Here is a 24576-nt window from a genome sequence, read left to right as displayed (position 1 = left end):
GCGGGTGGCGGCTGCTAGTGAGCCCTGCTTCGGTCGGTTCTCTAGCGGAACATGCTATGGTCGCTATATCATCCAATTCTTCGGTGCCGCTTTTCTAAAGCCCCTCCTACGCCCCTTCATCATCTAATCTTGCGTCTTCGCTTCCACTCTGCTTTGATCGCTATACCTTCTGTCCTGGCGGCAAGCGCTTCTCTAGCGGAACACGCTATGGTCGTTATATCATCCACCCCAGCGGCAGTCGCTTTATCGGCCCCTTCACTGTCACACACCATGCGGACTCAACCGCCGTTCGCTACTCAAACGGACCTTGGTTCCGTTATTGCAGCAATAATACCCGAAAATTCAAAGCGATCGGACCTCGGTTCCGTTATTGAGCGAAAAACTAAACCATTTGCCGCAAAAACACGCCAAAAACGGCCTCTAGGTCCGATCCGCCCCCGTTTTTGCAGGTTTTCATCCAAATAACGGATCTCCTGTCCGATCTGACGCACGCCAATGGCCTACCCTTGCACATTTAGCCGACGCAAGATAGAAGCCTGCCTGCAGGGTCCTCCATCGACCGCATCACAGTTCCTGAACTAGCAGTTATGGAATGCTCCTACATATTAAGTGCAAATTGATTACCCGCAAGCAGGCTCACCTCATACAGACACTCAACGCACCCACTAGCACCTTCTCTTCCATCCTCACATGTTCTCAACTCGCCTCCACCTGCAACTTCTCTCCCACCCTCGCCTGCTCTCGACGTGCCTCCATTTGCACTTCTCTCCATTCCCAACACACTCTGAAAGACATTCTCCCTACACAGACAACAATTTATGTAAGCGCTATAACTTTACTTCTTTTCTCCATATAGTTATGGGGTTTGTCCATAGTTTGCTGAAATTCCAAATATTAAAATAAAACGTATGCATTACCAAATACAAACGGGAAGGTTGAACGTTATGAGACATGGTTTATGGAAACAATCAGGTATCCTTCTTGCAACTGCAGCCATTGCATTATCCGGGTGTTCCAGTTCCGGTGGGACGACCAAGCCGGCCGAGGACAGCTCAGCGCCGCCGAAGATCAGCAATGAGCCTGTCACTATTAAGCTTGCGGGCAGCAGAGGGATATTTTCAGACGAGGAATTGAAGCTTTATATTACCGATCCGCTGGCTAAAAAGTATCCCAACATCACCGTGCAATACATAAATACGTCCGAAAAAGGGTTCGGCTTAAACGAGCTGGTCACAGCCGGAGATATTCCCGATATTGTCATGGGTTACGGCGGCACCCTTCCTCAGCTTAAAGATTTGAATCTGCTGTATAACATGGATCCCCTCATCAAAAAGTACAATCTCGATTTGAATCGGATTATCCCTGAGTTTCTGGACTATATCAAGGTCAACGGAAGAAGCGATTATTTGGGAGGCTTGCCTGCCTATAATAACGCCTTCGCCTTATTTTACAACAAAGGGTTATTCGATAAATTTGCCGTACCGTATCCTAAGGACGGGATGACTTGGGAGGAAGTCGGGGATTTAGGGAAGAAAATAACAAGAACGTTCGACGGTATCCAGTACCGCGGATTTTTCCCGGACGGAGTTGCCCGGATGGCCGCACAAATCAATCTGTACCAGATGGACAAGGACAATAAGTCGATTATGGCGACAGAGCCATGGAAAAAAGCATTTGAATTGTGGGACAACGTCTATAATTATCCTGGCAATTCGGACGAGCCTTTCAACACGATTAACTTCGGCAACAACCAGACTGCGTTTCTTAAAGGCGAGCTGGCTATGATTACAGGGTACAGCAGCACGCTGAATGCGCTGCGCAAAGCGCCGGATGTGAACTGGGACGTTGTCACTTATCCGCAGCATAAGGACAAAATGGGCTACGGCACGGGCGTAGACACTCCGAACTTCTCTATTACTTCAAGCAGCAAAAACAAGGATGCCGCCTTCCTCGTCATAGAGACTTTGCTATCCGATGATGTGCAGTTAAATATGGCCAAAAACGGTAAGGTGTCCGTACTTTCCAACGATACTGTGAAAAAAGAGTTCGGTAAAAGCATTCCGGAATTTGCAGGAAAAAACTATAATTTGAGCAGTATTCCGAAGCTGAAGCCTTCAGTCAATCAGCCCCCCATTTATACCGGAGGCGATACGAACAAAATTGTTATCGATGCTTACGAAAGCGTATTGAAGAAGCAGGCGGATATTAATACAGCCCTTCGTCTTGCAGATGAGCAGATGAATACGTTGGTACAATCCAAGATAAAGCTGGAGAAGTAAGCGCATCGGCATGCGATTGCAAACGTTAACATTTTTGACCAAACTGGTCTATCCATCTTAAAGCCCTTAACAAAAGGGCTTTTTTTCATAAGCAGCAGCTTCCACATACGTTATATTGCCGCTGTATTTCTTGTGGTATTAAGCATGCAAAACAGCTGCTAAAGTCCTTTTCAACGCGACCGTAAGCAAGGCGGTCTTATCGCCAACGACTAAGCTTTCCATTCGCTGCTTCACGCAAAAAAAAGCCGTTCCCTTATTACACTTAAGGAACGGCTCAATTTCACAAATATTAGTGGTGCAGCGCCTTCTCATCCGCCGGAAACCGGAGCCCGATCTGCCTCCGGGCTTCATCCATAATGCCCATAACAGCCAAGGAGCTGCTGAAGGAGTTCACAGCCGACTCGCGCTTGCCGCTCGACAGCAGCCTTAGAAACTCCTCCACTTCATAGACCATGTCCTTGCTCGACTGAGGCCGGGTCAGATCTTCAACGGATCCGTCCCGGTACCGGATTTCGACTTTTTCCGGCTGGTTGATTTTATCGATGAGGATCGTGCCGTTCTCGCCCTGAATTTCCGTTGGCAAGTGAGACTGGGTAATCTTCGAATACATGACGACCGCATCCATCCCTTCGTACTTCAGCAGCAGGCTCCCTTCCCCATCTACTCCGGATTCGAGCATCACTCCGTTAGCCAGTACAGCCCTCGGCTCGCCGAACAGAACCACGGCCGGATACAAGCAGTAAATGCCGATATCCATCAGCGATCCGTTCGAGAAGATCGGATTAAAGGCGTTCAGCACCGTCCCCTGCTTATAGGCATCGTAGCGTGAGGAATATTGGCAATAGCTCGCAAAATAGCGGCGAATCGGCCCGATCTTGTGCAAATGGTCGCGTACCGCCTGAAAGTTAGGCATCAGTGTTGACTTCAGCGCTTCCATCAGCAGCACGTCGTTCGCCTTTGCAGCCGCTATCATCGCTTGCAGCTCGCTTGTATTCGATGCGACTGGCTTCTCACACAGCACATGCTTCCCGTGCTCCATGCATACTATCGCCTGCTCGGCATGGAAGCTGTTCGGGCTCGCAATGTAGACCGCATCCACTTCGCCGCTCGCGGCCATCAGGTTCAAATCGGTAAATGTGTTGGGAATGCCGAACTTCGCGGCAAACTCCTGCGCCCGCTCCTCCGTCCGCGAATAGACTGCCGACAAGACGAATCCTTCCGCCTGCCGTGCGGCATGAATAAATTGTTCCGTAATTTTGTTCGTACCAATAATTCCAAATCGAACCATGTTCCATTCCTTTCCTGCTTCAGGACCTTTCTCGGCCACAGATGTGTTGTTTGACTAGCAAAAATAAAGTGCGTGGCAGGTTAGTTAAGCATGGATGGATTCCAGCCCCGTGTTGAAGCTCCGGATGCGCTGTAGGATAGCGCGCCATCTGCTCCATCGTACCCGCGACGACTTCCCATCACCCGCAGCGCAAGCTTTTCAGCTTAACGCTCATTCGCCGCTCTTGCCATCGAGGCCTTCTCCAAGCGGCGCCTCTGTTTCCGGCTCCATCTCAGCCTCCCGCACCGGCTCCGACTTCAGCTTCGATGTCTTCGATGATTCTGCTCTTGCGCCGAACAGCAGCTCCACTTCTTGCTCCAGCAGGATCAGCAGCGGGAAGGCGGACTCATGTCCCAGGCTTTCGATCAGCTGGCGGTAATACCATTCCTGCTGCTCTTTCCCGCGTTTGAACCGATTCCATACGAGGGTGGAATCGCACGATTGCATGGCCCTTAACGTGCTTCGCACGTTGTGCAGTTTATCCGCACAGGCGACCATACGAACCGGCTGGGAAGCGGTTTTTAAATATTGAACGGTGTGCTCCTTACGCTCCTCCCAGCTGAGCGACTTATCCGGCTCGGAGCAGCCCATCACGATATCCGCCACATTCTGGCCGAACTGCTCCACCAAGTCGCTGTAGGTCGCATCCGTATCCTCCAGCGTATCATGCAGAATGCCTGCGGCAACGATCTCCGGCCCGCATCCGGCCCCAAGCAATATCATTCCTACCGCATACGGGTGGGATATATAAGGAATGTCCGTCCCTTTGCGAAATTGTCCTTGATGCGCTTTGGCCGCGAATTCGATGGCCCTGTCGATAAGGGATGTCATTGCAAACCCCACCTCCGTTTCCCGTTCATTGGCAAAGCTCGGTCAATACTTTACCGATACGATCGTGTATTAAATAGTCTGCGCGCCCGTCGTACGGAGTCGGCGATTGATTAATAAGTATTAACTTATTACCCTCATAATACCGGATTAACCCTGCAGCGGGGTGAACGGTCAAGGAGGTGCCCCCGACAATCAAAACGTCCGCGTTCGCAATACTAGACACAGCTTTATCCAATAGGTCCGAATCCAGCGCTTCCTCATAGAGCACGACATCCGGCTTGACCATTCCGCCGCAGGCAGTACACTTCGGCACCGTATCCGCGCTTTGAACGATATGCTCCAGGCCGTACGCAGCGCTGCAGCTCATGCAGTAGTTTCGGTGTATCGATCCGTGCAGCTCCAGCACGTTCCTGCTGCCGGCCGCCTGATGCAGCCCGTCGATATTTTGCGTGATCACGGCTTGCAGCCTCCCCGCTTGCTCCAGCCGGGCCAGCGCATGGTGAGCCGCATTCGGCTTCGCATCTTTATGAATCATCCGACTCCTGTAAAAGTCGTAAAACTGCTCCGGCTGCCGCATAAAAAAGCTGCGGCTCAACATCGTCTCCGGCGGATAGGCATGCCCGGTCTTCGTCCGGTACAATCCGTCCGCCGAACGAAAGTCCGGAATCTGGCTTTCCGTAGATACGCCCGCTCCGCCAAAAAACACAATGCGGCTGCTCTCCGCCACCAGCCCGCAAAGCTCCTGAAGGTCCAAACTCGCCCCATCCTCTCCCGAAATCGCGATTTCTTACTATTATACCCGAGATGCCTGCCGCCCGACAGAATAGTTTGTGTCCTTTATGGCGACCTATATTATTTATAGATACATTTTGTATAATCTTTATATAACCGGGATTGATTTTGGCGAAAAAACATGCGATAATACATCAAAAGATACAAAATGTATCCAAACGGAAAATCCAGGAGGGTAACATATGAGTACAACGAACCAGATGATGACGGAAGAGCTTGATTGGGAATGGGCTAATCTGATACTAACGGCTCGTAAGCTGGGACTCAGTACGGAAGACATTCGTTCGTTCTTAAGAAATCCGGATCGGGATGTGCAGACATTGTCGGCTTCTGTTTCTTTCGAGCCCATGAGGATATCGGCCTCCAAGGTGGCACACGGGTAATAAATAACGGGGTAAAATAAATACACGGTTCGGGGAAACAACTTGAACCTAATGGTCGGATGGGCGGTGCTTATGCAGAAATTTGCGGAACTGCTGCTTGTCTACTCCGGACGCCATGGCTTCCTTAATAATATCGTACCATTCCTGGTCGAGCTCCGGGTCCTTCCTGATGCCGTCCTCGTGATCGAGTAAAGTGTCCATCGGGACCTTTAAGACAGCAGCTATTTTCTCAATAAACTGGATGGACGGGTTTTTTTGAATATCCCGCTCCAGACTACTGATGTAGGATTTGGCGACACCGGCGCGCTCCGCCAGCTCCGTAAGCGACATTCCCTTTTGTTTTCTCAGTTGTTGAACGCGTTTACCGATCATGGCAATTCTTCCTTTTAGCGATTGTTTAGGGTAAGCCTTTAACCCTAGTATAGCAAATTTCGTTAAAACGAACAAACTAAATGTAAAAAAAACGTAAAGCCCCGAAAGGGGCTTTTTGTCACGACGGCGCAACCCGGCTTGTACCATCAGCTTTTTCGCCGGTTCCACAAGGTAAAGCCCCACAGAAACACCAAAGCCGCCGCCGCATCGAGAACGATATCGCGAACGAGCGGCGATCTTCCCGGAACGAACGACTGATGCCATTCATCCAGTACGGCGACGAGGGTCGTACAGCACCAAGCGTACATTATCGTCTTTTGCCGAAACAATGTATAAAAGCAAATGCCTATGATGCCATAGGCGAGAATATGCGCCGTTTTTCGGACCATGGCGTTAAGGGCATACGAATGCACTTCGTTCAGCCCTGTCAGCTGTTGAATGATGATCCTGGTATGCTCTCCGGTGAATATTTGATAAGCGCCAAAAATATACATAATAACCAATGATAACGGTACCAAAACGAATCGCCAAAAGGTTCGTTTTCTACTTGTTTTGCTCATTGTGCCACTTCATGAACTCAATCACGATTTTAAACTCATGAATTCGGTCCTTGTCGATACCCGATTCCTTCATTTCCATGATGAAGTCCAGCCATTCTTTATCCACGCTTGGCTTGACCTCCGCCTCGGCGGCGATTTTGAGCAGCATTTTGAGGTCCACCTTCAGGACCGAAGCAATCTTTTCCATCACGTGAATGGACGGGTTCTGCTTAAGATTACGCTCAATGTTGCTTAAATACGACTTGGAAATGCCGGTTCGCTCGGACAGCTCCGACAGCGTGAATCCTCTCTGCTTGCGAATAGACGATATGTTATTGCCGATCATACGCTATCACTCCGCCGTACCGCTGCGGTCCCGGTTTCTTGCCCTTTCCACATCACACCCTCAATAACATGCATGAACCCTTATCCCTCCGTTACTAGCCTATGCTTGAGCTTGCTCGCCGTGATACATTGTCCAAAGAATACACGTGCTCTCTCTTTCCCTCACCACACCTGGAACCGCAGGCCGCCGCCTTCTTCCCTTCAAAACTTGTTCTCCCTTGGCCGCATCGTTTAAACTGAATACATACGGGCTGTATGTCATACCTTGTTACAAAAGGAGGTCGTCATATGAATTCGCTTTTGGCTGAAAGCTGGAAGAAGGCGAAGCGCACGTACCACCAGGTGATGCTCACATACAACGGCATCCTCTATAAGGATTGCCTCGATCGGAAGATGAAGCAAAGGCTGTACAACAAGATGCTGCACCATGAGCAAAAGCTTCGGTAGAACGCCCGCCGTACGCCTATATCCCTACTGCTCGGATTACGCGCTGATACTGCTTTTCCTGATCATAACGTTCACTATACATTCGATAACTCTGGTTTGTTCCTCTTCGCTCATATTCGTTCCGGAAGGCAGGCATAGGCCTGTTCGGAACAACCGGTCCGATACGCTTTCCTGCTCGGAATGCGGATAATACGCGGCTCCATCGAAAAGCGGCTGCTGATGAAGCGGCTTCCATACCGGACGCGCTTCGATATTTTCGTCCGCCAAAGACGCCAGCACTTGCGACACGGTAACGCCGGCTTCGCGTTCATCCAGCGTCAAGGCCGTAAGCCAGCGGTTGGAGAAGGTCCCGTTCAGCTCCGGCATGAATTGAATGCCCGGCAAATAGGACAGCTCTTCATAGTAGCGGTCGAATACCGCTCTTCTTCCGCGCACCCGGTCTTCCAGTACTTCCAGCTGCGCCCTGCCGATGCCCGCAAGGACGTTGCTCATCCGGTAGTTGTATCCCAGCTGGCTGTGCTGGTAATGCGGAGCCTGGTCTCTTGCCTGCGTTGCCAGGAACCGGGCTCTATGCAAGCTTTCTTGGTCATTCGATACAAGCATCCCTCCGCCGGAGGTCGTAATAATCTTGTTTCCGTTGAAGGAATAAATGCCGTACCGTCCAAAAGACCCGCTCGCCTTCCCTTTGTAAGAGGAGCCCAGCGATTCGGCGGCATCCTCAATCATCGGAACCCGGTAAGCTTCGCATAGCGCGGCGAGCTCATCCATTTTGGCGCTTTGGCCGTACAAATTGACGACAATGACCGCCTTGGGCAGGCGGCCTGCGCGGGCTGCATCCTGAAGGGCGCGTTCCAGCGCCTGCGGCGACATATTCCATGTCTCCGGCTCGGAGTCGATAAAGACAGGCTCCGCCCCCAAGTAGACAATAGGGTTCGCGCTCGCAACGAATGTAAGGCTGGAGCAGAACACCGTGTCTCCTTCCTTGACATGGAGCAGACGCAGCGCCAAATGAATAGCCGCCGTGCCGGAGCTGACCGCAGCGGCTCCATGGACGCCTACGCATGCAGCGAATTCCCGCTCGAACGCGTCGACATGCGGTCCAAGCGGAGCGATCCAATTTGTATCTAAGGCCTCCTGAATATATTTCATTTCATGCCCGCTCATATGCGGCGAGGATAAATAAATTTTGCTTTTATTCGTAACCATGCCGGAGCTCCACCTCTTTTTATTAGCTTTTTTGTGCAAACATAGTCCATTTGGCAGGACTTCCAACCGCTGTACACATCGCCGGAATATCGCGAATAACGGTTGAACCGGCACCGACGACAGCCCACTCACCTATGCTTTTTCCTGGAATGACGGTAGCTCCCGCTCCTATCATCGCACCCTCCCGGATACTTACAGTACCGGTAAGAGTTGCTCTAGGGGCAATATGTACGTAATCGTCTATGCAGTTATCATGCTCGATAATGGCGCCGGTGTTGACTATGACATGTTCTCCGATCGCCGCCTCCGCTTGAACGACTGCGTTGGCCATTACTACGGTGCCCCTCCCGATCGAAGCGCTGGGACTGACAACCGATGCCGGGTGTATAAGAGAGATATAGCTATCGCTGGACAAGCCCAGTCTATCCACAATCGATTTCCTTACTTCGTTATTCCCTATCGCCACAATCCATTTAAGGTCAGTGGCACATTGGACCATTTCCCCAGCTGAAGAAACCGGGCCGTAGCGAATGCCCTCGATCTCTTTTAACTCTGTATATTTATCATCCAAAATAGCAGCAATCGTGTAATTCCCATCTAAAACGATCAAGTCTTTGATGACCTTACTATGGCCGCCTTCTCCAATAATCGCCAGCTGCATAGTTTATCCCAACTTTTCAAGAAAATTTAGACCCGGAAAATCGCTCCATAGTCACGTGATTCTGATGACTGACGCCTTCCGTTTTGAGTACCTTGACGAAGGTCAAAGCTAAAATTTTCAGATCAAGAAGGAAGCTTTGATTATCCACATACCAAACATCGAGCTTGAACTTCTCTTCCCAGGAAATCTCGTTCCTGCCGTTAACTTGAGCCCATCCGGTAATGCCCGGCCTCACCAAATGCCTTCGCGACTGTTCTTCCGTATACAACGGCAAGTAATCCATAAGCAGCGGCCTTGGGCCGACCAGGCTCAGCTCGCCTTTGATGACATTAATCAGCTGGAGAAATTCGTCCAGGCTGTATTTGCGCAAAAATTGCCCGAACGGAGTCAGCCGTACGGAATCGGGAAGCAGCTTGCCTTCGCTGTCTCGGGCATCGTTCATCGATCTGAATTTGTACAAAGAAAAGGGCTTGCCGTGTAATCCGGGCCGCTGCTGCTTGAATATGACGGGGGATCCCAATTTCCAGCGAACCAGTACGGCAGTCAGCAATATGCACGGAAGTAGAAGAAGAAGAAGGGGAACCGCAACCGACAGATCAAATAGCCGTTTCATTGGTGCTTCCCTCCCAGGGCGGACAAAATCTGCTGCTTGATCTCTTCAACCAGGTCCTTGACTCCGATATGCTCGGATTCATTTCCCAGCTGGTACGCATGCAGCATAATATCTTTCATTTGTTCTTGCGTTAACTCGGAAATATTCATGGATCAAACCCTCATTTATTAAAAGATCTTAGTATCACGGCGCGTTTTACCTTCCGATGTATACAAAAAAATCCTCGCTGCTTCTTGAAAGCGTACGAGGATTTGGCGCTGCACCGACGCCTGCGGCTATTTTCGCTTCTTCCAGATACCCGTTCGGGTTGTTCGACTGCCATCTCCAGGAATCGCTGCACATTTCCTCGATTCCCTTCTCGGCAACCCAGCCAAGCTCCCGCTCCGCCTTGGACGGGTTGGCGTAGCATATGCCGATGTCGCCTGGTCTGCGGCTCGTAATCGTATACGGAATACGCATCCCGGTCACGGTCTCGAATGCCTTGACCAGTTCGAGCACGCTGTACCCGCGTCCGGTTCCAAGATTGTAGGCTTCAACGCCTGTCGTAGCCATCACTTTAGTTAGCGCACTCAGATGACCAAGAGCCAAATCCACGACATGGATAAAGTCCCTCACACCAGTACCATCGATGGTCTCATAATCGTTGCCGAACACTTGGAGCTCCTTCAGCCTGCCTGCCGCTACTTGGGTAATATAAGGCATCAGATTATTAGGAATGCCGTTAGGATCCTCTCCGATCAGCCCGCTGTTGTGAGCCCCGGCGGGATTGAAATAGCGCAGCAGCGCTATGCTCCAATTCGAATCAGACAAATACAGATCCCGAAGCATTTCCTCAATCATCAGCTTCGTGCGTCCGTAAGGGTTCGTGGCGCTAAGCGGAAGCTCTTCCGCAATGGGCACCTTCTCCTGCAGGCCGTATACGGTAGCCGATGAGCTGAATACGATGTTTTTCACCCCGTATTTCTCCATCACCTTGCACAGCACCAGCGTTCCGGTAATATTGTTGTGGTAGTACCATAACGGCAGTCGAACCGACTCCCCGACCGATTTATGCCCGGCAAAATGGATGACCGCATCGATTTTGTTCTGAGCAAACACACGGATGAGAGCTTCCTGATCCAGCAGATCGACCTTGTAGAACTTGAAGTCTCTGCCTGTAATCTCTCTTACCCTTCTAAGGGATTCCAGTCTGCTGTTCGTCAAATTATCCACCACTACAATGTCATATCCTGCGTTTAATAGCTCCACGCATGTATGGCTTCCGATATAGCCGGAGCCTCCGGTTACGAGTATGGCCATAGCTTAGGTCCCCCTTAGAATAGTTTCAGAAAATCGCTTTTATAAACCATTTTCAAACTGATAGCATTTTCATAAAAGAAATAAACGAAGTAGCAGACAAGAATCAGGTAATAGATCAATTTCTGCTCTCTCGTCGTAAATAGATGGACAAGCCATGACACCAGGATGCAGCTGTAGATGCCGAAATAAAACGTGAACCGGGCAAAAATCCAGTTTTGACTGGAAATCACCATAAATACGAACGACAGCAAGGACATATTGACCACATAGTCGCTTTGCGGAAAGATGGCTCTCAGTTTATGCCGGCCCAAAAAAGCCAAAAGAAGGGGAACTCCGCTTACCGCAACCCGGATTATATTGGCTCCGCCCTCGGAGAAGTTTTTATATTCGCTGTACTGGCTGTTCTCCAGCATGGAAAACAGCATCGATGAAAACTGGTTGAATCCTACAACGATAAAAATGGCAATGACCAAGAGTGCCGAGGTGGTCCATGACCATGCTCTTCTTCTTACGATAAAATAAATCGGTATGAGAATGTACGCGCTCTGGTGGACCTGTGCAGCCAGCAGAATGACTAGAATATATTTTTTCCAATCGCCGTTCACGATGAATTTGGTTGCTGCGAAAGCAATGGCAGCCGCCAAAAATTGCCTTATCCCGTTCATTGAGATCAGAAACATGCCGCTTGTTATATAAACAAACATGCTCAGCTCGAACAGCTTGGAATATTTATATAACGTAATGAACACGAGAACATTCGTTATTAAGGCGACGACGAAGATCAAGAACTGCGGATCTTTGGAGATGGATTGCAAGAGCATCTGGAACAGATTGAACCCTTTATCCTTCTTATCCGCAATACTGTCCCAAGTAATTTCCGTCGTTGCATAGGAATACATATAATAGACTGTGTCTCCGATATTCTTTTGCAGTCCGGCAACAAGCACCATCACAGCCAGTGCGAAAGAGGCCATGATGGCATTCGGTCTCGCAGCCGTCAGCAATGTCGGGCCTTTGGCAAACCATCTTGAACACAAAGAAAACAGATACACCAGCAAAAGATTCACATAGAATACAGCCAAACTACCAATTCCCTTCAACAAAAGCGGCCATTGCCCGTTCAGGAGCCGTGCCTTGCTACCGTGGCCTTATTTGTATTTTGAATATAGAGATAAAGCAGAAGCCCGAAGGGCGCAGCAAGCAGCGTCGTCCATTTGCAGGGAGATTCCCACACAAACTTGTAGTTGCGGATCATCAGATTACTCGAGACATAATGTATCGATTCCCTCAATCGATCCTTGTAGGTAGGGGCAAATTCCATCGCTACTTTTCTAAAAAATAAAAACCCTCTCGGGTTCCTCTTGTACTGCTTGATCATGTTCATGCTGGAGCCGTCGGGCAAATATTCTACAAGACAAAGGACCTCGTTCATAAGCAGAAGAGGACACTCTTGGTCGATCAGCACATACTTGTAGCTGAGCGGGCAGTACTTCTCACCCGGAAATATCGGATACGGAGGGCATTTCCTTGTGAGTTCGGAACGGTAGACGAGCTTCTTGTCGCCTTTGACCTGATGCTTCGCATACAAATCGGACAGCGTCGAAGACGCTAGTTGCTCCGGCAGCTTCGTCCCGATAATTTGCCCGTCGGGCGAGGCGTCCAGCGCAACGATACCGGCATAGCTGCTGCTCCCGTGGCGCTTCCAAAAGGTGACGATCTTCTCCACCGCATCGTCCGCCATATAATCGTCCGAGTCGATACAGACGTTGAGCTCCGTATCGATCAGCTCATATGCCGTATTGTGCGCACCGTGCATCCCTTGATTGTCCTGGTAATGATAGCGGAGCGGAACGGCGCCTTCCGATATCCATCCTTCGACAAGCTCTCGGGTCCCGTCGGACGAGCCGTCATCGATGATAAGCCAGACGAAGTCTTTGCTGGTTTGCCTTTTCAGGCTTTCGTAGCATACAGGCAGTGTATAGGCACGATTGTACGTCGGCGTAAACACAGTTAAAGATGGAGCCATACATGAACCTCCGATTAGAAAATGGTACCGGCTGTCTATCCGTCCGGTCCTTCGCAAGCTATGCCCGATTTCGATATTGGCCGTGATCCAAATAATAATTCGTCAGCCACTCCGACATCGTGCTGGTGTCGTACCCATGGATGCGCAGCGAATCGGATGTATCCTCATGCTCATAGGATGAGGCCAGAATCCGCTCCGCCCACAGCTCGGCAGGCTCCCTCAAGCTCATGAAATCGATACGTCCCGTTACATCCGTTTCCTTGGTAATGGTATCTGAAGCGAAGCAGCGCAATCCTGCCGCCTGCGCCTCTACCATGACAACGGGCAATCCCTCAAACAAGGATGGGAATAAGAATAAGTCCATACCCTGCATCAGGTCGGAAATGTCGCTTCTGACGCCAAGAAACCTCACGGCTGGGGTAAGTCCGAGCCGGTCGACTTTTTTCTCGATAGCTTCGCGCAGATGACCGTCGCCTACCATCATTAGCATGGTATCGGGCCGCTTGGCATGAATCGCTTGAAAAATGTCGATAAGAAACGAGTGGTTTTTTTGTTTGTTAAATCTTCCGATATGGCCGATAACCAGCTTATCGTCAGCTTGAAGCTCTTTCCTGATTCTGTTTCTGATATCCTGATTGAATTGGAAGCTCTTCACATGAACCGCATTATTCAGGACCGTAACTTCCTTGGTCGCAGACCGCTCCTTGCCGAACAGCCACTCCCCGGCATTACGGGAACAAGCAAAATATCGGTTGGGATTATCCTTCATCGCAAGCCTTGCATAGATACGAAAAGGAAGCTTCAAGTCAATACCCAGGTCGCTCAAATGACTGTGGGCAATCCGGCATGGGACTTGCGCCTTCTTGGCCGCTCTAAGGACAAAGCTGCTGTTCTCGTTAATATGGGAGTGCACGACACGATACTCCCGATGCTGGGCGAAAAAATCGTCCAGTTGTTTGAAATAACTGCTGTAATTGCCCGGCCTGATAGGCAGCATCCGGTAGATGTTACCTCCAAGCTGGCGTATCTCCTCGTCGTAATGCCCCTCTTCCTCGCGGTGCACCATGAAGTCGAACTGAATTTGGCTGCGGTCGATATGACGATAGTAATTCATCAGCATCGTTTCCAACCCGCCACGATTCATGATCGAAGCAACTTGAAGAACGCGAATCGGTTCCACTAGAACTTCCCCCTATCTTGCCATTTTTCTTAGATGTTCAATGCTCTGCAGCATCACGTAATAGCCCAGGACGAATCTGAGCTTGGCACTCCAATAAAACACCCGCCAAATGACCGGACAATATTCCGCCTCGAAATGCTCGAAGGAGCTTTTGATGCGGCTGTCATGTAGGATGGTGCTCAATTTTTTGATTTTCTCCCAAGCCGGAATTCCGCTGCCGTTGATCGTATTCAAGCCAAGCCCCAGCGTATTCAGGCAAATGCGGTTATTCAACGCTGTGGAATATTCGGGCGGCAGCCGCTTTTCCGCAATGAAGCTTTCCATAAAGCCGTACAACCGGAACCATTTGTCCTTCAAATCCGCCTTATAGCTGGACGTAAGCGAAGCGGCGTTGACACGCCAGTAATGGTAGTACGGTCTGTTCAAAAATACGAACGAACGCGCATGATATACGGTATGGATGTTAAACAAGGAATCCTCATTCGTGCCTACAATGGCGAGATCAATGAAGCCTATTCCGTTCTCCTTGATTAGCTCCGAGCGGTACAGCTTGGACCAAACGGTCCCCCAAGCATCCAGAAACTCCGGATTCGCCATTTCCTCCTTCAAGGGACCGATAAGCCGTCTCAGCAGCTTGCTTTGCACCTCATCCCCACGGTACACGGTTTTGTCCGGCAGCTGAAAATGCTTTACTTTGGCGTGCGTTCCAAATTCCCGCGTATAGCTGCACATTACGATATCCGCCTGATCTTCCGTGGCGCTCCGGTACAATTGATCGTACATATCGGTCTCGACCCAGTCATCCGGGTCTACAAAGCCTATGTACTCCCCTTGCGCAATGCGGATGCCAACATTACGAGCCGCCGAGACGCCGCTATTGGCCTGATGAATGACGATCAGCCTGTCGTCTTGATCCGCATACCGATCAAGGATCGGTATGCAGCCGTCGGTCGAGCCGTCGTTAACGGCAATGATCTCAAGCTCCTTCATCGTCTGGGACAGCAGACTGTCCAAGCACCGGCTCAAATACGCTTCCACATTATATATAGGCACGATTATACTTACTTTCGGCTTCATCGGTATCCCCCAAAAAGTAATCCGAATAAATCCCGGTCATCTCGCTGCCAACTTGGGTAAGCGAGTAGCCTTGGACCCTGTTCCGGCTGGCCAGGCCAAGCTTGTGCAACAGCTGCTGCGACCGGCTCAGCTCCAACAGCCGTTCGGCAAACGATTCGCTGTCCGTCGGCTTAACGATAAAGCCGTTCACTCCGTCTGCGATCAGCTCGGAGTGTCCCCGGTTCGCGCTGGCCACGACCGGCAGCCCGCACGCCATCGCTTCCAGGATATTGACCGGAAGCCCTTCGCGAAGGCTGGATGCTACAGCCACATCGCACAGGGGCAGCAGCGTGTCAATATCTTTGCGGTAGCCGAGGAAGTCGATCATCTCCTCGACCCCGAGCTCACGGGCAAGCTGTCGGCAGTCCTCTTGCATGGAACCGGAGCCTGCCAGAAGTAATCTGGCGTGAGGAACCTCGGCTTTGATCCGGGCCAACGCTTGAATCAGCAGCTGCTGGTTTTTGTTCTTGTTGAACTCGGCTGCATAGAACATGAGGAAGTCGCCGGGATGGTACCCGAGCAGCAGCCGGGCTTCCCTTCTCGCCGATTCATCCGCCGGCTTGAACCGCTCGGTATCAACCCCGACTCCGTGCACGTGAGCAATGCGCCCGGCCTTGAACCGGTGCTGAACGGCGAGCCGGTAGTCTTCCTCGTTAATCGTAATGAGTGTGTCCGTATGAGCGGACAGCCATTTTTCGATCGGGTAGTACAGCAGCCAGTTGAGGGCGGGACCGCCTTTGCAAAAATGAAACCCGTGTGCCGTATACAGCACCCGGGTTCCCTGTTTTCTCGTTTTCCTTGCAGCCAAACGCACAAGCATTCCCCCCATCGGGGTATGACAATGTATAAGCTCGTAATAATGTTCATCGAGGATTGATTTGAGCTGCTGATACACCTTCACGTTTTGCAGCTTCAACGGCGACCGTTGAAACGGAAGGTTGAACTTTTGATCGACATAAGGAAGCTCAATGTCTCCGCTTGCAGCTACGTGAACATCCCATCCCTGCTCTTTAAACCATTTCATATATGGAAGATGGAACGCCCGGAAGTGGTAATCGACCGTTGCGCAGAACAGCACCTTCTTCGGCATGGGGCTCACCTATTTAATGAGTTCCTTTTCGAGTACTTTGGACAAATAATCGAGCAGATCGTAGCGCAAATCGTCCCGCTGCAGCGCAAATTCTATCGTTGTCTGAATAAAGCCCATTTTCTCGCCGACATCGTGGCGAACTCCTTCGAACTCGTAAGCATATACCGCTTCTTTGCGGTTCAGCTCGGCAATGCCGTCCGTCAGCTGGATTTCCGCACCGGCTCCGGGCTCCTGATGATTTAGGATATCGAAGATCGTCGGGCTTAAGATGTATCTTCCCATAATGGCCAGGTTGGACGGCGCGAATTGCTTGGCTGGCTTCTCAACCAGATGTCTTACTTTATAAAAGCGGTCATCCATGCGATTGCCGTCCACGATGCCGTATCTCGATACCTCTTCGTCGGATACATGCTTGACGCCGATGATCGACGTGCGGTAACGATCGTATAGGTCGATCATTTGCTTCAGGCAAGGGGTTTCCGCCCGGACGATATCGTCTCCCAGCAGGACGGCGAACGGCTCGTTGCCGATAAACTTGCGCGCGCACCAAATCGCGTGGCCGAGGCCTTTGGGCTCTTTTTGGCGAATATAGTGAATGTCCACCATATTGGCCGATTTTTGCACCTCGTTGAGCAAATCGAACTTTTGCTTCTCCAGCAAGTTCTGCTCCAGCTCGAAGGAGCTGTCGAAATGATCCTCAATCGCCCGTTTGCCTTTGCCGGTCACGATAATAATATCTTCAATCCCCGATTCAACCGCTTCTTCCACAATATATTGAATCGTCGGTTTATCCACAATGGGAAGCATTTCTTTAGGCATTGCCTTCGTCGCAGGAAGAAACCGGGTTCCGAGCCCCGCAGCAGGAATGATCGCTTTTCTTACTTTCATAGTCACAGACTCTCCTTTTATCCTATCGATATAAGTTTCTTGGATACCGGGATCACATTCCCGTTGGCTACATTCAATAAGTGCTCTCTCAAATTCGCTTTCTCGAGAGTTGCATAAATGGAGATGATTTTCTTGATTTCCTCCATATACAGATCAGCGGTTTTGCCGATGTAAATTTTCGGATACACTTGCTTCTCCTCGATCTCATTCGGCTTCAGCAGCTCTTCGAACAGCTTTTCCCCAGGTCTGACGCCGGTAAACTCAATGCCGATATCATCGACGGAATTACCGGACAGCTTGATTAAATTCGTCGCCAAATCGACGATCTTCACGGGATCGCCCATATCCAGCACGAAAATTTCTCCGCCTCGGGCAAGCGAGCCCGCTTGGATAACCAATCGGGACGCCTCCGGGATCGTCATGAAATAACGGATCATATCCGGATGCGTTACCGACACCGGACCGCCCTTCTCGATCTGCTGCTTGAACCGCGGAATGACGCTGCCCCGGCTGCCCAGCACATTGCCGAAACGGACGGCGACGAATTTCGTCTCGCTCGTTTTGTCCAGATGCTGGATGATCATCTCGGCCAGCCGTTTCGTCGCTCCCATGACGCTCGTTGGATTGACCGCTTTGTCGGTCGAGATCATGACGAACGTGTTGACGCCGAACTTGCTTGCCGCATTAGCCACGTTCATCGTACCGATGACGTTGTTTTTGACCGCTTCCTCCGGATTTTTCTCCATCAGCGGCACATGCTTATGAGCAGCAGCATGATAGACTACATCCGGCCGGTATTTGTTCATGATGGTCATCATCTTGATCGAGTCCTGAATGTCGGCTATTTCGGTGATAATTTCAATCGGCGCATGCCCGCACAGATCTCTCAGCTCCATTTCAATGGAGTAGATACTGTTCTCTCCGTGACCGAGCAGAATAAGCTTTTGCGGATTAAACTTCGTCACCTGACGGCATATTTCCGAGCCGATGGAGCCTCCAGCTCCTGTAACCAGCACAATCTTTCGCGTTATGTACTCCGAGATGCTCTCGAGATCCAGCTCTACCGGTTCACGGCCCAGCAAATCCTCGACCTGGACGTCACGGAACTGGTTGACCGAAAGTCTTCCGGTTACCAGATCCTCCAGCCTTGGCATAATTTGCGTCTTGGCCGTCGTCTTGGCGCATTCCTGAAAGATCGTGTTCAAATCCTTTTTCGACATGGAAGGAATCGCGATGATGATATGGTCTATATGCTTCTCATGAACGACGCTCTCAATCCGGTCAACCCCGCCAATGACGGGAATGCCCAGAATATCGAGGTTCTGGATCTTGACGTTGTCGTCAATAAAGGCAATCGGCTGAAGCTCCGTTTCTTTGTCTTTGCTTAATTGTCTCGCTACCATCATTCCGGCGGAACCGGCCCCGACGATCAAGGTCCGTTTCTTGTTCTCCGGCTTTCTCATGTACGAGTCACGGAAGAGACGCCAGCAAAAACGAGAGCCGCCGATGAGCAGCATATGCAGCATCCATGTAACCGCAAGGAGCCGGAAATAAATATCCTGCAAAATGATTTCCTGAATGACTGCTGCCGTAATGATCGAGAACGTAATGGCCTTGAAAATAAACAGCAGCTCGCCGATGCTCGCGTACTCCCACGCTTTTTTGTACAGCTTGTAAATCATAGCAAACAGGTGATGGCTGAGCAGAAGCGTAATCGAACTGACGACAATCGGAAACGTGAACACATGGAGATCGGCGCTAAGAAGAAAACGGCTGAAGAAAATGGCGCTCAACACGATGCAGGAATCGGCTATTATCAATAAAGATAGTCTTTGACGGTATGACAACGGGTTCACCCTCTCAATAAAGTTCTTAAGTATAGGACCTTCTGCAAAAGGTAAAAGCGAAAGGTCCGTATAATTAAACACTTTAATGTTCTGTAGGGCATCTAACCCTTCCTCACACCACACCATTGACGACTTGCGTCTAAGGTTGCGTTACAACCCACAGCATGGCCGAGTGCCTCCATCGATAACGGCAAGGAGACATCGCCGGAACTTCTTCTGTTCGTTACTTCTCGTTCTTAATGTTCTTTATAAAGAACATTTTATGTAAAAAAAAAGTGTAGCTATATTGGATATGCGATAATGCGGTATCAAGCGGTCAAATTCGCCGGAACTTGTGATGTAGCCAGCGTGTCAAAACTTGGGAGGCATTTGGGCGAAGATACTGGCGTTCTGTGAAGAATTTCGTCGATCATTTCTTTATAAAGAACATCCAGATAATCGTTTAGATACATTTTGTATCATCAACAACCTCATTTTAGTTCTTTATAAAGAAAATGTCAATACATAATCTTACATTAGTGCGGCATTAGTGCTATATTTACAATTTCACAAATATCAGGATGAGACATCGGGACTAGGTACACGCCTCAGCTTACGCTGTAACGAGCGAAGGAGCTGTAGAACTATGCCGAAAACATATTGAAATTCCTCTGTTTTGTAAAACAGCGCTACATAGATCGCGTTCGGAACGATGACGCAAACGGCGGCTTTCATCACGAGCATCCAGGTCGTATCGGCGGAGATGAAGCTCCCGATGAAGCTGGTTGCCGCGCACGTGCCGAACCCTATGACTGTGTAATACAAATATCTCATGAAATAATGATGCAGCGGTTTATCGAACACTTTTCTATATACGAAGAAAGGCGTAGTCCAGAATGGAACGGCTATGGCACTGATCAGCGTGCCGATGAATACCCCGGAAATACCGATCTTCTGCACGAGAACAAGCGAAAAGACCAGACTGACCGCAGCCTGAATTAATGGGATATAGCGGTCTTCGTGAAAGATGCCCGCCGTCGTCTTGACCGTCGTAATAGAGTTTCGCATCCCTCTTTCGTAAAATGTCACCATCAGGATGATCACGATGAGGTTGCCCATAAGAAACTTCTCGCCGATCCACAGCTTGATGAACGGCTCGATCATCACGTACATGGCTATAGCGGCGAACGAATACAGCCAGAAATTGAGCAGCATCGTTACCTTATACACGCTGTACACTTTATCCTTGCTTTCGCTGGCGACCAGGTTCCCTACGCTGTGATACATATTGTTAAACACCTGGTTAATCAAGGTGCGGCAGATATCGATCAGCATTTTGTAGTTGGAATACAGCCCTACCGCGGCAATGCTCACATAGGTTGAAATGATAATGTTTTCGGTGCCGAAGATGAGATAGCTGCCGATGTTTTGCAGGACAATCGCCTTGACGTTTTTAATAATGTTACTTTTCGTATCATTATCGAGCGAACCGATTCCTTTTTCCTTCAGGAATGGGTACATTCGGTTGACGATCAACGACATAATCAGGCTGTTCGTTATGGTGATGACGCTGTCGATAATCAGATACAAAATATAGTTTTGCGTCCAGTACAGAATGCCTATTTTCAGAAACATGGATAAGATGGAGGAGACGGAATAAATTCCGGTTACGATATAGTTTTTTTGGCAAACGTTCAAATACGATATTTTGTGCTGGAATAAGTAAGGGGTCACCGTATTTAATAAGAATACGAGATAGATGACGTAAATATGCTCGACGTTAGCATCCTTAACAATATACTGCAGGAAGGGCAGCAATGACAGTCCGAGCAGCAGCACGATAAGGGCAATGATTAGATAGGCCTTCTTATACAGCCTCATCAGCACGAGAATTTTCTCTTTATTATTGTCGGCGACCGGCTTATACAAAGTGTAAACAATACTTGAACCGATTCCGGCCTCAGCCAGCGACAGCATAGCCAATATGTTCGTAAAGAGCCCGTTCAGGCCCAAATATTCGACACCCAGAGTATGAATAAATACGGTGCGGGAAAAGAAGCTCAACAGAGTAATGACAAGCTGGTTGCCGATCCCGACGGAAATATTGATCAAAGAATGTTTTGTTCTCATGATTTACTCCAGTTAGTTTATAGTTGAGAGGAAATGCGCCTGCAAAAATGATATCTCGAGATATGCGATCTAATGCTGTAAGAAACGTCGCCCTATCAAAATATTTTTGCATGCGACTAAAAATAGTGCCCAAACCAGAGTAATCATATGAATTTCTAAATAACGGGCTGCCAACTTCAATCCGACATTACATTTAACCAGTTGATAATAAGCATTGTAACTGGAGAGTCTATCCTTCAAGTTTAATTTGTAGTACTCTATTTGCTGCTTGTATAAATAAGCTGTTCCTTGTGGGTTATTAGCAAACACAGTATCTCCGGAATTAGTTAATCCATCCGGAAGGTAGTCGCACAAATATATAATTTTATTGAACCATCTGATTTTATATCCATCTGCAGCCATTTTATCCCATACGGTACATTCAGTAATAAACGATTCCCCTTCAAATTCGCAAAACTTATATTCCTTTATAACTTTTGTAAAAAACACTTCCGCTTTATCTCCAGTAATATTGTATTTCTCGCGCTCCAGTGAAGTAGCATCCATGTAACTGCCATCAAAAGTAGTTCCCCAAAGATCCTTCTCGCTAATCCCTTTATTTCCAGCAACAGCACAATAAGCAGCTTTATTTTCTAATCCAAGCTCCCAGCTCACGACACTTTCCAAAGCATCCTCAGTAAGGGTATCATCAGAATCAACAATAAAGAATAACTCGCCTTTAGCTAAATCTGTTGCTTTATTAATAGCTCTGTGCTTCCCCCCATTTTCGACTTTAAAGTATCTTATAGTAAACGGGTTCGTGTCAGCCATCCACCTTTTAAACAATTCCATGGTATTATCTTCCGAACCATCGTCAATGACCAGCCATTCAAAATCTGTGAAGGTTTGCGCCTGCAAAGATCTGTATAGCTTCTCAATAATGTATCCTCGATTGAAGGTAGGAGTAAATACGGTTATTTTCATTTACAAAACCCTCCGTTTTATTAGCCCTAAATACTCCCTAGCCTGGTAGTACCGTGACATCCAATACCACTCCAACCAGGTTATCATTGGATTGTTAATAAACTTATTGATCTTCTTTTTAATATGTAGCGGAGTATTCTGATTATCTTTCACTGAATGAATGACATAGTCATATTTATTTTCTTTTAAAAATTTTTTAATATTAAATACACTAACGCCACTTCTACATAAAAGGTGAGTCGTTTCAATAATGGCCTCAGGAAGCAAATAATCCTTGTATAAGCATTCAATATCCGTATGTTCTGGAAATTTATCCAATATAGCTTGCAATGTCCGTTTTCGGGCCTCATAGCAATCATATCTTCGAAAATTAACCTTAGCTATTGCCGAGTCATTATGAACCACATAATTACTAAAATACTTGGGAGTCACCATCGCCATCCGAGAATTCAATAGGCAATTAGTGATAAATTCTACATCTTCTCCATACTTGGTCCCTGTATGAAAAAAAATATTATAGCGGTCAACAATCTCTTTTTTGATAGCAAAAGAACCAATACAAATTTTCAAATTCCATGATCCGTAATCATGTATAAGATTAACGCCTTTGTCGATACAGGCACTATTATCAGCGCATACAACCTTGGAACTGTAAACATATTTGAACCCACCTGCTAGCATATCAATCTCGTTTTGTTCCGCTGCTTGTAAAATATATTGTATTGTGTCTAATTCTAAAACATCATCTCCATCAAGAAATAGCAGCCACTCCCCCCGTGCCATTTCTATACCAGCATTCCTTGCAGACGATACTCCGTTATTTTTCATTTGCTTTACTCTAATTCGTTTGTCTTTCTCAGCATATTCATCACATAAGGATCCACTAGTATCTGTCGATCCATCGTTTATTAAAATTAATTCGAAGTTTGGGTTCATTTGGTGCAATACTGAGTTTATGGATTTATGCAGGTACAATTCAAGATTATATATTGGTACAATAACACTCACCAATGGTTTCATAATTGTCCTCCGCCTTTTACATCACATTCATTCTGCTGGAAGAAGCACTGGCATCCTTTGAATATACATTCATTATTCTTATGCAAAACCCCTGAGTAAAAGGTAGTATATTAAATAACATGGAATATACTCCAATATCTTTGGTGTCTCCTTGTGAAAAATCAACCTCTCCGTTCCTTTTGGTTACAGTCATTAAATAACCGATTGCTCTATCTGCGCTCTCCCGACACTCTTGTGAGATGTCTGAAATTTTTGCTGCATTCAACATAAACCAACCTAATGTAGCAGTTGCAGATGAATCCGGCCTGCTCTCGCTTCTTGATACTGACCAGTTCCAGTTTCCATTCTTCTGTTGAAATTTCATCGCTGCTATAGCAAAATTTCTTACGCTTTCCTCCAATAAAAGCTTGTAACGGTGATCGTTTGGCAGTTCACTCCATGAATCAATAAGCCCAATGGCAAACCATCCAAGGCCTCTTCCCCAACCAAATAACCCCAGAGGGATTTTATTGTCAATTTTATAGGAATGACATGGAATGTGGTGATTTTGGAGCATTCCGTATTGTTCGTATTCTTGAATTTGTTTTATTGCTAAATCAACACATTCTTCTTTGTTGTACTTAATCCCATAAGAAACTAAAAATGGGCAGATAAAGCCGATGGTGTCAACATAACGATAGCTTTCCATTCCTTTCCGATAGGAGACGGTTCCGTCCGAACCGATATGCTCTTTAATCATTGCCCACGTGTAATCAAGCGCGTTTTTGTAGTGATCCATATTAACATGATCCAATTTCATTAGAGCATAAGCTAAAATCGCTCCATCCACATGATTAGGCTTATGCTTCCATTGTCCATGTTGATCAAATTTACTATCCAAATACTTTTGAATTTCTTTTTTTACATTTGGACTATCTTCCAATTTCAAATACTCCGTTAGTCCCAAAACTAACGAAGCCTCTTGCCAGAACTGGATAGCTCTCTTTGTATAGTTCCCTCTCAACATATCAATGACAACGAAACGCGTATTGTCTGTCACCTTAATCTTTGGAGTCGTATTTAACCATTTAATACCCACAGTTGTAATCGATTGATTCCAAGTTTGACGATCCTGGAATCTGCCTATATGAATCCGGCTGAGCCAATCCCCGAATATAGGTACGATATCAATCAGCACAATGACGGCTATAATGACTAGCAGCAAATAGCATACTATTTGAAAGATCACACTCGATCGGTCCTT

25 protein-coding genes are annotated in these 24576 nt (G+C 48.1%); 3 read left to right on the top strand and 22 right to left on the bottom strand.

Annotated features, from left to right (window positions below; all coding sequences use genetic code 11):
* The first annotated feature begins 944 nt into the window (after positions 1 to 944).
* Positions 945 to 2279, top strand: a complete 1335-nt coding sequence (locus ACFQ88_RS21180; RefSeq protein ID WP_379456428.1) for an ABC transporter substrate-binding protein — start codon at positions 945 to 947, stop codon at positions 2277 to 2279.
* 289 nt (positions 2280 to 2568) lie between these two features.
* Here the strand turns inward: ACFQ88_RS21180 and ACFQ88_RS21175 are convergent, their stop codons facing one another.
* From ACFQ88_RS21175 to ACFQ88_RS21165, 3 genes are all read right to left on the bottom strand, one after another.
* A complete protein-coding gene (locus ACFQ88_RS21175) occupies positions 2569 to 3567 on the bottom strand; it encodes a Gfo/Idh/MocA family protein (RefSeq protein WP_379456426.1) in 999 nt (332 codons plus the stop codon).
* 210 nt (positions 3568 to 3777) lie between these two features.
* On the bottom strand, positions 3778 to 4437 hold the full coding sequence (locus ACFQ88_RS21170) for an HD domain-containing protein (RefSeq protein WP_379456424.1): 660 nt from the start codon (positions 4435 to 4437) through the stop codon (positions 3778 to 3780).
* Between the two features lie 25 nt (positions 4438 to 4462).
* Positions 4463 to 5191, bottom strand: coding sequence for an NAD-dependent protein deacylase (locus tag ACFQ88_RS21165; protein WP_379456422.1), 729 nt, complete (start codon positions 5189 to 5191; stop codon positions 4463 to 4465).
* 220 nt (positions 5192 to 5411) lie between these two features.
* Here ACFQ88_RS21165 and ACFQ88_RS21160 point away from each other — a divergent pair, with 220 nt between their 5' ends.
* Positions 5412 to 5612, top strand: a complete 201-nt coding sequence (locus ACFQ88_RS21160; protein WP_379456420.1) for an anti-repressor SinI family protein — start codon at positions 5412 to 5414, stop codon at positions 5610 to 5612.
* Positions 5613 to 5660: 48 nt separating this feature from the next.
* On the opposite strand, the gene ACFQ88_RS21155 is transcribed toward ACFQ88_RS21160, so the two are convergent.
* The 3 genes from ACFQ88_RS21155 to ACFQ88_RS21145 all read right to left on the bottom strand — a co-directional run bounded on the left by ACFQ88_RS21155 (position 5661) and on the right by ACFQ88_RS21145 (position 6869).
* The gene (locus tag ACFQ88_RS21155) at positions 5661 to 5984 is read right to left on the bottom strand and encodes a helix-turn-helix domain-containing protein (RefSeq protein ID WP_239631916.1); all 324 of its coding nucleotides are present in this window, start codon (positions 5982 to 5984) and stop codon (positions 5661 to 5663) included.
* 146 nt (positions 5985 to 6130) lie between these two features.
* Positions 6131 to 6544: a VanZ family protein gene (locus ACFQ88_RS21150; protein WP_379456418.1), complete on the bottom strand. Its 414-nt coding sequence runs from the start codon at positions 6542 to 6544 to the stop codon at positions 6131 to 6133.
* Positions 6528 to 6869, bottom strand: coding sequence for a helix-turn-helix domain-containing protein (locus tag ACFQ88_RS21145; RefSeq protein ID WP_239631912.1), 342 nt, complete (start codon positions 6867 to 6869; stop codon positions 6528 to 6530). The genes ACFQ88_RS21150 and ACFQ88_RS21145 overlap by 17 nt, the downstream gene beginning before the upstream one ends.
* Positions 6870 to 7156: 287 nt before the next feature.
* Between ACFQ88_RS21145 and ACFQ88_RS21140 the strand changes: the two genes are divergently transcribed.
* A complete protein-coding gene (locus tag ACFQ88_RS21140) occupies positions 7157 to 7315 on the top strand; it encodes a hypothetical protein (RefSeq protein ID WP_239631910.1) in 159 nt (52 codons plus the stop codon).
* Between the two features lie 36 nt (positions 7316 to 7351).
* On the opposite strand, the gene ACFQ88_RS21135 is transcribed toward ACFQ88_RS21140, so the two are convergent.
* The 16 genes from ACFQ88_RS21135 to ACFQ88_RS21060 all read right to left on the bottom strand — a co-directional run bounded on the left by ACFQ88_RS21135 (position 7352) and on the right by ACFQ88_RS21060 (position 24561).
* Positions 7352 to 8521: a DegT/DnrJ/EryC1/StrS family aminotransferase gene (locus ACFQ88_RS21135; protein ID WP_379456415.1), complete on the bottom strand. Its 1170-nt coding sequence runs from the start codon at positions 8519 to 8521 to the stop codon at positions 7352 to 7354.
* 22 nt (positions 8522 to 8543) lie between these two features.
* Positions 8544 to 9182, bottom strand: a complete 639-nt coding sequence (locus ACFQ88_RS21130) for an acetyltransferase (RefSeq protein WP_379456413.1) — start codon at positions 9180 to 9182, stop codon at positions 8544 to 8546.
* Positions 9183 to 9198: 16 nt separating this feature from the next.
* Entirely contained in the window at positions 9199 to 9795 is a 597-nt protein-coding gene (locus ACFQ88_RS21125; protein ID WP_379456411.1) for a sugar transferase, read from the bottom strand.
* Entirely contained in the window at positions 9792 to 9944 is a 153-nt protein-coding gene (locus ACFQ88_RS21120) for a YwzD family small protein (protein WP_239631900.1), read from the bottom strand. The genes ACFQ88_RS21125 and ACFQ88_RS21120 overlap by 4 nt, the downstream gene beginning before the upstream one ends.
* 46 nt (positions 9945 to 9990) lie before the next feature.
* A complete protein-coding gene (gene galE, locus ACFQ88_RS21115) occupies positions 9991 to 11094 on the bottom strand; it encodes a UDP-glucose 4-epimerase GalE (RefSeq protein WP_379456408.1) in 1104 nt (367 codons plus the stop codon).
* Positions 11095 to 11108: 14 nt separating this feature from the next.
* Entirely contained in the window at positions 11109 to 12176 is a 1068-nt protein-coding gene (locus ACFQ88_RS21110; protein WP_379456406.1) for an EpsG family protein, read from the bottom strand.
* 38 nt (positions 12177 to 12214) lie between these two features.
* Entirely contained in the window at positions 12215 to 13120 is a 906-nt protein-coding gene (locus ACFQ88_RS21105; protein ID WP_379456404.1) for a glycosyltransferase family A protein, read from the bottom strand.
* A 58-nt stretch (positions 13121 to 13178) separates the two neighbouring features.
* The gene (locus tag ACFQ88_RS21100; protein ID WP_239631887.1) at positions 13179 to 14300 is read right to left on the bottom strand and encodes a glycosyltransferase family 1 protein; all 1122 of its coding nucleotides are present in this window, start codon (positions 14298 to 14300) and stop codon (positions 13179 to 13181) included.
* Positions 14301 to 14312: 12 nt separating this feature from the next.
* Positions 14313 to 15377: a glycosyltransferase gene (locus tag ACFQ88_RS21095; protein WP_379456402.1), complete on the bottom strand. Its 1065-nt coding sequence runs from the start codon at positions 15375 to 15377 to the stop codon at positions 14313 to 14315.
* Positions 15340 to 16506 (bottom strand): glycosyltransferase family 4 protein, encoded by a 1167-nt coding sequence (locus ACFQ88_RS21090; protein WP_379456400.1) that lies wholly within the window; start codon positions 16504 to 16506, stop codon positions 15340 to 15342. Before ACFQ88_RS21090 ends, ACFQ88_RS21095 begins: the two co-directional genes overlap by 38 nt.
* Before the next feature lie 9 nt (positions 16507 to 16515).
* Entirely contained in the window at positions 16516 to 17394 is an 879-nt protein-coding gene (gene galU, locus ACFQ88_RS21085; protein ID WP_239631881.1) for a UTP--glucose-1-phosphate uridylyltransferase GalU, read from the bottom strand.
* A 17-nt stretch (positions 17395 to 17411) separates the two neighbouring features.
* Positions 17412 to 19241, bottom strand: a complete 1830-nt coding sequence (locus tag ACFQ88_RS21080; RefSeq protein ID WP_239631878.1) for a polysaccharide biosynthesis protein — start codon at positions 19239 to 19241, stop codon at positions 17412 to 17414.
* Positions 19242 to 19796: 555 nt separating this feature from the next.
* Positions 19797 to 21350, bottom strand: coding sequence for a lipopolysaccharide biosynthesis protein (locus tag ACFQ88_RS21075; protein WP_379456397.1), 1554 nt, complete (start codon positions 21348 to 21350; stop codon positions 19797 to 19799).
* A 69-nt stretch (positions 21351 to 21419) separates the two neighbouring features.
* Positions 21420 to 22313, bottom strand: coding sequence for a glycosyltransferase family 2 protein (locus ACFQ88_RS21070; protein WP_379456395.1), 894 nt, complete (start codon positions 22311 to 22313; stop codon positions 21420 to 21422).
* Positions 22314 to 23333 carry a glycosyltransferase gene (locus ACFQ88_RS21065; protein ID WP_379456393.1) on the bottom strand — a complete coding sequence of 340 codons (1020 nt, stop codon included), beginning with the start codon at positions 23331 to 23333 and terminating at the stop codon, positions 22314 to 22316. It lies immediately after the preceding gene.
* A gap of 16 nt (positions 23334 to 23349) precedes the next feature.
* Positions 23350 to 24561, bottom strand: coding sequence for a glycoside hydrolase family 88 protein (locus tag ACFQ88_RS21060; RefSeq protein WP_379456380.1), 1212 nt, complete (start codon positions 24559 to 24561; stop codon positions 23350 to 23352).
* Positions 24562 to 24576: the final 15 nt, after the last annotated feature.

The organism is Paenibacillus sp. NPDC056579, assembly GCF_042793215.1.
Lineage (GTDB): Bacteria > Bacillota > Bacilli > Paenibacillales > NBRC-103111 > Paenibacillus_S.
This window is presented reverse-complemented; position numbering and strand designations above follow the sequence as displayed.

Excerpts from the sequence above, each read along its gene's own strand:
- ACFQ88_RS21180 (WP_379456428.1), top strand. The coding sequence starts at position 945 with ATGAGACATGGTTTATGGAAACAATCAGGTATCCTTCTTGCAACTGCA.
- ACFQ88_RS21175 (WP_379456426.1), bottom strand. The coding sequence starts at position 3,567 with ATGGTTCGATTTGGAATTATTGGTACGAACAAAATTACGGAACAATTT.
- ACFQ88_RS21170 (WP_379456424.1), bottom strand. The coding sequence starts at position 4,437 with ATGACATCCCTTATCGACAGGGCCATCGAATTCGCGGCCAAAGCGCAT.
- ACFQ88_RS21160 (WP_379456420.1), top strand. The coding sequence starts at position 5,412 with ATGAGTACAACGAACCAGATGATGACGGAAGAGCTTGATTGGGAATGG.
- ACFQ88_RS21155 (WP_239631916.1), bottom strand. The coding sequence starts at position 5,984 with ATGATCGGTAAACGCGTTCAACAACTGAGAAAACAAAAGGGAATGTCG.
- ACFQ88_RS21150 (WP_379456418.1), bottom strand. The coding sequence starts at position 6,544 with ATGAGCAAAACAAGTAGAAAACGAACCTTTTGGCGATTCGTTTTGGTA.
- ACFQ88_RS21145 (WP_239631912.1), bottom strand. The coding sequence starts at position 6,869 with ATGATCGGCAATAACATATCGTCTATTCGCAAGCAGAGAGGATTCACG.
- ACFQ88_RS21140 (WP_239631910.1), top strand. The coding sequence starts at position 7,157 with ATGAATTCGCTTTTGGCTGAAAGCTGGAAGAAGGCGAAGCGCACGTAC.
- ACFQ88_RS21135 (WP_379456415.1), bottom strand. The coding sequence starts at position 8,521 with ATGGTTACGAATAAAAGCAAAATTTATTTATCCTCGCCGCATATGAGC.
- ACFQ88_RS21130 (WP_379456413.1), bottom strand. The coding sequence starts at position 9,182 with ATGCAGCTGGCGATTATTGGAGAAGGCGGCCATAGTAAGGTCATCAAA.
- ACFQ88_RS21125 (WP_379456411.1), bottom strand. The coding sequence starts at position 9,795 with ATGAAACGGCTATTTGATCTGTCGGTTGCGGTTCCCCTTCTTCTTCTT.
- ACFQ88_RS21120 (WP_239631900.1), bottom strand. The coding sequence starts at position 9,944 with ATGAATATTTCCGAGTTAACGCAAGAACAAATGAAAGATATTATGCTG.
- galE (WP_379456408.1), bottom strand. The coding sequence starts at position 11,094 with ATGGCCATACTCGTAACCGGAGGCTCCGGCTATATCGGAAGCCATACA.
- ACFQ88_RS21105 (WP_379456404.1), bottom strand. The coding sequence starts at position 13,120 with ATGGCTCCATCTTTAACTGTGTTTACGCCGACGTACAATCGTGCCTAT.
- ACFQ88_RS21095 (WP_379456402.1), bottom strand. The coding sequence starts at position 15,377 with ATGAAGCCGAAAGTAAGTATAATCGTGCCTATATATAATGTGGAAGCG.
- ACFQ88_RS21090 (WP_379456400.1), bottom strand. The coding sequence starts at position 16,506 with ATGCCGAAGAAGGTGCTGTTCTGCGCAACGGTCGATTACCACTTCCGG.
- galU (WP_239631881.1), bottom strand. The coding sequence starts at position 17,394 with ATGAAAGTAAGAAAAGCGATCATTCCTGCTGCGGGGCTCGGAACCCGG.
- ACFQ88_RS21075 (WP_379456397.1), bottom strand. The coding sequence starts at position 21,350 with ATGAGAACAAAACATTCTTTGATCAATATTTCCGTCGGGATCGGCAAC.
- ACFQ88_RS21070 (WP_379456395.1), bottom strand. The coding sequence starts at position 22,313 with ATGAAAATAACCGTATTTACTCCTACCTTCAATCGAGGATACATTATT.
- ACFQ88_RS21065 (WP_379456393.1), bottom strand. The coding sequence starts at position 23,333 with ATGAAACCATTGGTGAGTGTTATTGTACCAATATATAATCTTGAATTG.